Here is a 2,999-nt window from a genome sequence, read left to right as displayed (position 1 = left end):
ACAAAGATACACGAAATTCTGCTTCATTTTGTGCAAAACCCTGGTGAGCAATCGCTAGAAGATGTGATAGAGCATTTGAACGCAGCGATACGGGGGATGGCGCTCCAAAAAAACAGCCCAATAAAGAATCAAGATGAGGAACTTCGTACTCACATGAACTTTAAGGGGGAGGGAGGAAATACATTATTACACCAAGCTGTTACAATTAATAACACTGAAGCAATAGAGGTCCTTTTTAACTATGATATCAATCCTTTGATAGAGAACCAAAAAGGTGAAATTCCATTAGATTTAGCTCAAATAAAAAACATAAGAGAAACTGTTGTTAAAGGTATGAAAAAACAAGCTAACTCGAAGAAGTGGAGCGCTGTATGTAATAGTTCATTTGGCGTTATACCTGGCGTTTTTCTCGGGGTTGGACTGGGTGTTGGTAGTGCTTTGGCAGGTCCTTCGATGACTATCATATTAGGTGCAATAGCAGTATTTACTCTCGTTGCTGGAATAGCGGTTGGACTAGCTATATATTTCTTAAGTCAAGATCGTGAACAAGCTAAAGCAATAGAAAAGGCGATTAATTCTAAACTGCCTTCTGTCAATAATGTAGTGTCTGTAACTGAGAGTAAAAAAGGTCCACAACCTACCTAAAAACCTGCTCTTGCGGTTCTGTTCGGCGGAATGGTAAAATGAGATAGACAAGATGCCATAAAAAGGTGATCATAGAGCAAAAGTAAGTTTACAATAAAGCCATACAGCGCCACGCGCTGGCATGACAAAGAAGAGTGTGCGAGATGTCTTTGTCTTTAAGATTTTTTATCAAGTATGGACATCAGCTCATCCCATTCTCTTTTGCCAATATTACTTTCTTCTCTAGTAACATTTTCTCCTTTAATTAATTTGCGAATTACTTCTAGGCCAGTTCTTGAAATGCAAGCTGATTCTAAGCAATACTCAACAAAAGCACTATGGGCCAGTGGGACCCACTTTTTTATTATATCTAACATAACTTCCGCATAGACTCTGATTTCATATTGGGCATGCTTGTCAGCTCTAAGCTTCAAAAAATGAAGAAGGTTATGCAGATCTATCTTCCAATAAAATTGCGTGTAGTAATTAAGCATGAGGTTGGTCCGAGCAATTTCTCTTGCGAGCCCCTGCTCAATAAATTTCTCATAATGAGAATACACTAAATTAGAGTCGTTTGTCAGAGAATCTATTATTTCTTTTGAGGTATTTGAGTCAAAAGCTTCACCGCTGCCTTGTTTATTATTATCGGATTGTTTTGCAACCTGCTTTGGTATGTAAAATTCATTATCAAGTATCGAATACCTTGCAGAATATTCATTCACATTTGCAGTTCTGTGCCTTATCCATTGTCTTGCAACAAAAATTGGAAGTTTCACGTGAAACTTAATCTCACACATTTCAAATGGAGTTGTGTGATGATGTCTCATTAAATACTTTATAAGTGCTTCATCTTGATTTATCTGCTTTGTTCCCTTGCCATAAGAAACGCGAGCAGCTTGAACTATAGCGCTATCAGAGCCCATATAATCCACCACTCGGATAAATCCATGATCTAATACCTTATGCTCTTCGTATAGAATTTCATCTATCTCCTTTACTGTGATTCGTTTAGTCAAACAACGTTCTTCATTCATAACATACCCTCAAGATGAAACGGAAATATCAGCCCCACATGAACTGAGTTTTTCGTGCATTGCTTCGTATCCTCTCCATAAATGATACGAATTATTTATTGTAGTCTTCCCGCTAGCTGCCAAAGAAGCAAGCACCAAAGCTGCTGTTGATCTTAAGTCAGTAGCATATAGGTTAGTGCCAGACAAGCTAGTTATTCCACTTATAATAGCTTTATTTTTCTCTATGCTGATCTTAGCGCCTAACTTTCTTAATTCATTCGCATGTGTAAATCTATTGTCAAAAACGTTTTCTTCAATTACTGATACTCCATCAGCAATGCACATTGCAGACATAAGTTGTGGTTGCATATCACTAGGGAAGTTAGGGTATGAATCTGTTGCAACGTTGATAGATCTAATAGAGCAATTTTCTCTAGAAACAATAATACTCTCGCCATATAACTTAACTCTAGCTCCCATAGCCTCCAATTCATTGGCAATACATTTTATATTAGATAGGTTTATTCCTTCTAATATCAACTCACCGCCAGTCACTACAGCAGCCAATGCATATGTACCAGCTTCTATACGATCTGATATTATTTTGTGGACACATCCGCTTAATGTCTCAACTCCTGTTATAACAATCTTTTTATTGCTAATCTCAATATCAGCACCCATTTTTTTTAGGAACTCTATTAGATCAAGAACTTCCGGCTCCATTGCAGCATTGTTTATTACTGTCACTCCTTCTGCAAGTGTTGCTGCCATTATTATATTTTCTGTTGCGCCAACGCTTATTTTTTCAAATGTAATCTCTTTTCCTTGTAGCTTTCCTTCTACTGTTGCAATTATATTACAGCCATCAATTTCAATTTTAGCTCCCATCGTCTCTAATGCTTTGATATGCATATCAACGGGACGCTTTCCAATGTTGCATCCGCCAGGAAACGCTGTCCTCGCTTTGCCAAATCTGCTAAGCATTGGACCCAGCATTAGAAAAGAAGTTCTTAGCTTACTTGCGGTCTCATATGGCATCACGTAATTGTTGATATTCCTACATTCAACTTCCAAAGTATGATTTGCTTTATAGTCTTTATTGTGCACAAAATTTACTCTCCCTCCAAGACTCTCAAGTAGTTCGGCCATGAGATGCACATCAATTAAATCAGGTGCATTATATAAAATTACTGAAGAACTGCTTAAGAGGCTTGCTGCCATTATTGGCAAAATAGCATTTTTTGAACCGTTAATCTTGATTTTTCCAACCAAGGGCTTACGGTTATTCCTTACTAATATTTTATGCATTCAGTCAAATTAGATCTTACCGAATAAGTATAGTAAATCGACAGTAAAAGGCAA

At 37.4% G+C, this 2,999-nt stretch carries 3 protein-coding genes; 1 reads left to right on the top strand and 2 read right to left on the bottom strand.

From position 1 onward, the window contains the following. Positions 1-645: ankyrin repeat domain-containing protein (locus tag HET73_RS06780; RefSeq protein WP_218939336.1), on the top strand; the 645-nt coding region annotated here is incomplete at its 5' end. A gap of 155 nt (positions 646-800) precedes the next feature. On the opposite strand, the gene thyX is transcribed toward HET73_RS06780, so the two are convergent. Beyond that, positions 801-1,658 carry an FAD-dependent thymidylate synthase gene (gene thyX / locus HET73_RS06775; RefSeq protein WP_174133173.1) on the bottom strand — a complete coding sequence of 286 codons (858 nt, stop codon included), beginning with the start codon at positions 1,656-1,658 and terminating at the stop codon, positions 801-803. A 9-nt stretch (positions 1,659-1,667) separates the two neighbouring features. Continuing rightward, positions 1,668-2,945, bottom strand: coding sequence for a UDP-N-acetylglucosamine 1-carboxyvinyltransferase (gene murA, locus HET73_RS06770; RefSeq protein ID WP_174134245.1), 1,278 nt, complete (start codon positions 2,943-2,945; stop codon positions 1,668-1,670). Positions 2,946-2,999: the final 54 nt, after the last annotated feature.

The sequence above is a fragment of the Wolbachia endosymbiont of Atemnus politus genome (assembly GCF_013309895.1).
This window is presented reverse-complemented; position numbering and strand designations above follow the sequence as displayed.

What these genes read in the sequence shown, in the direction of transcription:
- thyX (WP_174133173.1), bottom strand. Translation starts at nt 1,658, where the DNA reads ATGAATGAAGAACGTTGTTTGACTAAACGAATCACAGTAAAGGAGATA.
- murA (WP_174134245.1), bottom strand. Translation starts at nt 2,945, where the DNA reads ATGCATAAAATATTAGTAAGGAATAACCGTAAGCCCTTGGTTGGAAAA.